Here is a 4,525-nt window from a genome sequence, read left to right as displayed (position 1 = left end):
GGAGATCACCAGTTCAACGGCTTCGTCCTTAAACTGCTGCGTGTACTTCTTACGAACGGTCATGCGAGAAAGGGCTCCTAACAAGCTGTCTCACAAAACCATACGGCCGCAACCCGACATGATTGCGGCAGCTTCCGACTTGCCTCTGTCCAGTGCGTGACCGTAGACGTTCAGCGTGATCATGGGGTTGCGGTGTCCGAGCATGTCGGCAGCAACTAGTGCATCGACCCCGTTGCCGATGAGATGGCTGGCGGCGGTGTGCCTCGCCACGTAGCGGTGCTTGTGAGTCCAGCCCATGTCTTTGGCGATGGGCGGTGTCATAGCGTCGTAGCAACAACATTGGCTTGTGCGTCGGTGAAGTCGTCGGGGTCGGGGCTTTGTCCTAAGCGTTTCCAGTGGCGCCCGAGCGGGAATCCTCAACGAGCGGGGCGTGTGCGACTTGACGGCCGGGCAACTTCATCGGGGGCAGCCAAGGTCAGGAGGTGTCCGTAGGGCGTCCCCGAGTGAGACCAAAGTCCAGTCGAGGGTGGCGGCTAGGGCGCTCACGTAGACGTCCCTGACGTGCGACTCGGCTGGCCGCTGATGGGATCCTCGGCTTCCCGAGCGGGTCGTCGGTCCGACGGACGCTGCGCGGCCCGCCGAGCCGTTGATCGCAGCATGAAGATTCCGTAGGCCGTGAACACAACCACGTAGAGGGTGTATATGACGATGTCCGTAGCGGTCACGCCTGTCGTAACCGTTCCATCGGACGTGACGAACCCCGCGAGGTCGATCAATGCGTGGATCACGATCAGAGGCCAAAGGACACCTGTCCGCAAGGTTACCGCGGCGAACCCGAAACCCATTGCCGTGGCGTAGGCCACTTGAAGCAAGGTCGCGATGAGTTCCGCCCCGAACAAGAGGTTCAGCAAATGCATCGCTCCGAACACGATGGATGAGAGGATTGCTGCCCTCCAGAGCCCCGAAGGAGCGAGCACCTGCAAGATCAGACCGCGGAAGAAGACCTCTTCAACGAAACCAATGAGGCAGGCTAAACCCAGGAAAACAACGAATTCTTCGAAGCGCATCCGGGAGATACTGACCATTGCAACCCCGACGACTGGGAGCACTGGAAGTAAGGGAATCCAGTACAGCCGCAAGTCTCTCAGCCGGGGGAGTGCCCGGAACCCGATCTGCCTCCACAATCGCAGCGCGGTCAGAAGCGCAATGGCCAGCGCCGCGAGGATCAACTCTGCGAGTAGCTCCAGAACCGTGGGAGGCACATCCGGTAACACAATAGCGGTGCCGACGGAGGCGACATTCACTGCCGCGATCAACGCCACGATCAGTGCTGTGAAGAAGTACGGGTTTTTCGTGAGGGGTCTTGCGGTCCGCATGATCTCTTTCCCGGTCAAGACCGACACGACATCCCATGGACGGTCAAACAACGTGCACTGTTCGGGTCCGAGTGCGTGCGGCCAAGCTTAGCAGGGGTGTGCTTTCGCCTTCAGATCCCATGCACCCGCCATGGTGCCCATGCCGCTGGACGGCTTCTCGAACCACGGGAGCCGCAACACTCCTCGCCTGGCGGACCAGCGAAGACAACGCTCACCTGTGCGGCCAGATCATCTACATTGACGGCAGATCGGACGCCGTGCTTCGAGGCGACTCGGGCTAGTAGTACCGCAGGGCACAGTGTATACATGACCCGTCATTGCGGGTCATGTATAGAGGAACAGCGATGCATGTACTGGTGGTCTATGAGTCTCTTTGGGGCAACACTGAACAGGTCGCGCGCGCGGTCGCCGACAAATTGGGCAGCGTTGGCACGGTCGACGTCGTGGATTCGGATGCGGCACCCATCACCGTCGACGGCTACGACCTCCTCGTGGTCGGTGGACCAACCCACGCGTTCTCGATGACGCGTGCCGCGACGCGAGCCGAAGCAGTCAAGTCGCAATCGGCCCTGCATGAGCCGGCCCGAGGCATCCGTGAGTGGCTCAACCTACTCGGCAGGCCTTCTGCTGCCATCCCCGCTATCGCGTTCGATACTCGCGTGGACAAGCCGCGGATGCCCGGCTCCGCAGCCAAAGCGGCAAAACACGAACTGCGTTCGATGGGATTCGGAACGACCGTGAAGCAGGAAACCTTTCGTGTCCATGGCTACGAAGGTCCCCTCCTCGATGGGGAGTTGGAACGCGCGAGCGCATGGGCGGACGAGGTAATCGCAGCCCTCGGCCTGGGCTCGCGAGCTGACCGATAAGCCCCTTGGTGCCCGGTTTCCACTGCTGCGGGTCACGCAACATGCATTTTGCGTGCATACGCGATTGCCGCTACCAGGCTGGCCACCACCACGACGGCGACCATCACCATCGGGATCAATCCGTCTATTTCCCCGGTCGCGGCGATCAACAGCATCGCGGCGATGATGCTGGACCCCATCAACACCGAAAAAACTAGAGCCGGTACGGTCAACACAAGCCCCGTCTTGTTCCCCCTCAGAGCGAGCACACCGATGACGATCATGCCTGGCAGGACTACCGAGAGGTCAATGACATGGATGGGGCTCACTATCAGCCCGGCTGCTGCAAGGCTCGGCGGTACCTGACCGGTGACAGTGGCTGGAACCAGCTCGCTCAACCACAACAAAGCGAATAGTGCACCGGTCCCGATTAGCACCCAGGCTGCGAACAGTCGGGTCGGGCCACTCGGGTAGACGAATGCGCGCTCTTTGGACGAGAGCGCCATGACCAAGGTGAAGAAAACGAGCCCCAAGATCGCGACGTACACGAGAAACAAGCGGCCGAAGTGCACGGCGAAGGCATAGACGATGTAGGCATACAGGAGATAGAGCAGGGTGCCCGTCCACCACTGTGCTGCCCCAAACGAGCCAGCACGCATCCGGACCGCGCTTACCACGAGAACGACGACCGCTAGGAGGTTGCCAATGTCTTGCCCTCGCGCCTGCAAGACCCAATTCTCGGTTTCTTCCTGGTACGGCCAAGAAGCGACCAAGCCCAGCACACTTGCAACCGTGACGAGCACAGCGATGACCAGGGACATGCCGATGAGCAACCTGCTGTGCGGTGGAGCGGAGGCGTCGGAGCCGAACGTGTTGGGGTCCATGACGTAGAGCCTACTGAAGGGGATCGGTCGGCACTGACGCCGACACTCTGTGCGAAGGCTGGGCCCGCACGAGGAGTCGAAAAAACGTCGGCCATTATGGGCGGACGAAAACTCCGCACGCACCCGGTAGATGATCGCTGTCCGAGCGCTCCGCACCGCTACCCAGCTGACACAAAACCCGAGTCGAAACCCTTCAGCGTGGCGCGCGTAGACGGATTTCGCGAATAATCACACCGGGTCTGCCCACCGAATAGCGAAAAGCCCTCGGACTGGGTCTATTCCTGCAAGAGACCGAATGCTTGGTCGAGGCAGCCTCTGCCCTGCCGGCTAAGGGGGGAGCCGCATCCAACCTGACACTTCGGAACTAAGTTGACGAAATATCAGCCATCAGCACTCTAAAGGCGGGCTCACAGACTCCGGTAGTGCCATACTTCTGCCCTCGCGGCCGGCCCCAATTCCGGAGAAGCCCTGCTCGGGTTCCCTTCGTGAGGTCCGGCAGATAAAGGGCAATCCTCACTTAGAGCTGCACCAGGCATACGGAGAAATCGTCCAGAGCTTTTCTGCAGGGCGGTTGCTACCCTCGCGGCGGTCACGGGCTGCCTGCTGGCTTCGGCCTTGATCTGTAGGAAGGCGCCGAGGCCGTGGAGGCCGGCGTGGGTGCCCACCTTGGCTCGGGCAGAGGGGCAGCCGTCGAAGCTGCCGACGGGGTGGGGGACGTCGTGGATGCTGAGGCGGCACTGAGGCCCGCGGCGCCATGGCGCCGGCGGCCAGAACCGCTGCTGCTCCCACGCCGAGACGGGTCTTCAATTTGGGGTTGTCGGCATTTCTACCTGTTTCTTTCCGCTTTCGAATCGTTTGCGGGCCTAGGTATTTATGCGACCTCAGCTACTGCCCGAGTCGATGCTGGGGGATAACTGAAAGTGATCTCCTGGTTCCTTTGACAGGACTTGCCACATAACGGCCGCCGGCCGCCGCCGTGGTCGTCGTCGTCGGGATGGCAGCGGCTGCCGTGGCCGCCACCGCCGCGGCGGCGTCTCTCAGCCGAGCTTGAGCCGGTTGGCCGGCGGGAGGCTGTGGTTGGCGGCCAGAATCCGGAGCGCATCCATCGCGGTAGTCCGGTCGGCTGAATCCAGCAGTTGCCAGGACCGGTGCCCGGGATCGGCGAGCTCCTTGTGCAGGGTCAGGATACGTGACTTGTCGCTGCCCTTCATCAGGGCCGCAGCGGCCAGCGGGGACTTGATGGTGGCACACAGGACGACGGCGTCATCGAGGTGCCGGTCCTTGTCGCGGGAGTCTTCGCGGTAGGCGGCTGCGCACGTCAAGTTGTTGAGACAGTTTCGTAGTTGATTCGGGTTACGCGGCCAGGGTTTCCGGGTCGCGGGTTTGATGGGCGGTATGGGCCGCTGCCGGTGGAATGCCG

General features: G+C 61.7%; 5 protein-coding genes. 1 reads left to right on the top strand and 4 read right to left on the bottom strand.

Annotated features, from left to right (window positions below; genetic code table 11):
* Positions 1-90: 90 nt before the first annotated feature.
* Both ACZY0Y_RS19600 and ACZY0Y_RS19595 read right to left on the bottom strand, forming a co-directional pair.
* Complete coding sequence (locus ACZY0Y_RS19600; protein WP_463959905.1) at positions 91-321, bottom strand: tyrosine-type recombinase/integrase; 231 nt, start codon at positions 319-321, stop codon at positions 91-93.
* 221 nt (positions 322-542) lie between these two features.
* On the bottom strand, positions 543-1,403 hold the full coding sequence (locus tag ACZY0Y_RS19595; RefSeq protein WP_463959904.1) for a CPBP family glutamic-type intramembrane protease: 861 nt from the start codon (positions 1,401-1,403) through the stop codon (positions 543-545).
* A gap of 317 nt (positions 1,404-1,720) precedes the next feature.
* Between ACZY0Y_RS19595 and ACZY0Y_RS19590 the strand changes: the two genes are divergently transcribed.
* The gene (locus tag ACZY0Y_RS19590) at positions 1,721-2,242 is read left to right on the top strand and encodes a flavodoxin family protein (protein WP_463959903.1); all 522 of its coding nucleotides are present in this window, start codon (positions 1,721-1,723) and stop codon (positions 2,240-2,242) included.
* Positions 2,243-2,274: 32 nt separating this feature from the next.
* On the opposite strand, the gene ACZY0Y_RS19585 is transcribed toward ACZY0Y_RS19590, so the two are convergent.
* A complete protein-coding gene (locus tag ACZY0Y_RS19585) occupies positions 2,275-3,105 on the bottom strand; it encodes a hypothetical protein (RefSeq protein ID WP_463959902.1) in 831 nt (276 codons plus the stop codon).
* A gap of 1,037 nt (positions 3,106-4,142) precedes the next feature.
* Positions 4,143-4,427 (bottom strand): hypothetical protein, encoded by a 285-nt coding sequence (locus tag ACZY0Y_RS19580; protein WP_463959901.1) that lies wholly within the window; start codon positions 4,425-4,427, stop codon positions 4,143-4,145.
* Between the last annotated feature and the right edge of the window lie 98 nt (positions 4,428-4,525).

The sequence above is a fragment of the Pseudarthrobacter kochi genome, from assembly GCF_055412805.1.
The sequence above is the reverse complement of the archived record's forward strand: the minus strand, read 5'-3'. Positions and strand labels throughout refer to the sequence as shown.

Bases quoted from the DNA above. Each gene is read 5' to 3' on its own strand.
- ACZY0Y_RS19585 (WP_463959902.1), bottom strand. From the start codon at position 3,105: ATGGACCCCAACACGTTCGGCTCCGACGCCTCCGCTCCACCGCACAGC.
- ACZY0Y_RS19590 (WP_463959903.1), top strand. From the start codon at position 1,721: ATGCATGTACTGGTGGTCTATGAGTCTCTTTGGGGCAACACTGAACAG.
- ACZY0Y_RS19600 (WP_463959905.1), bottom strand. From the start codon at position 321: ATGACACCGCCCATCGCCAAAGACATGGGCTGGACTCACAAGCACCGC.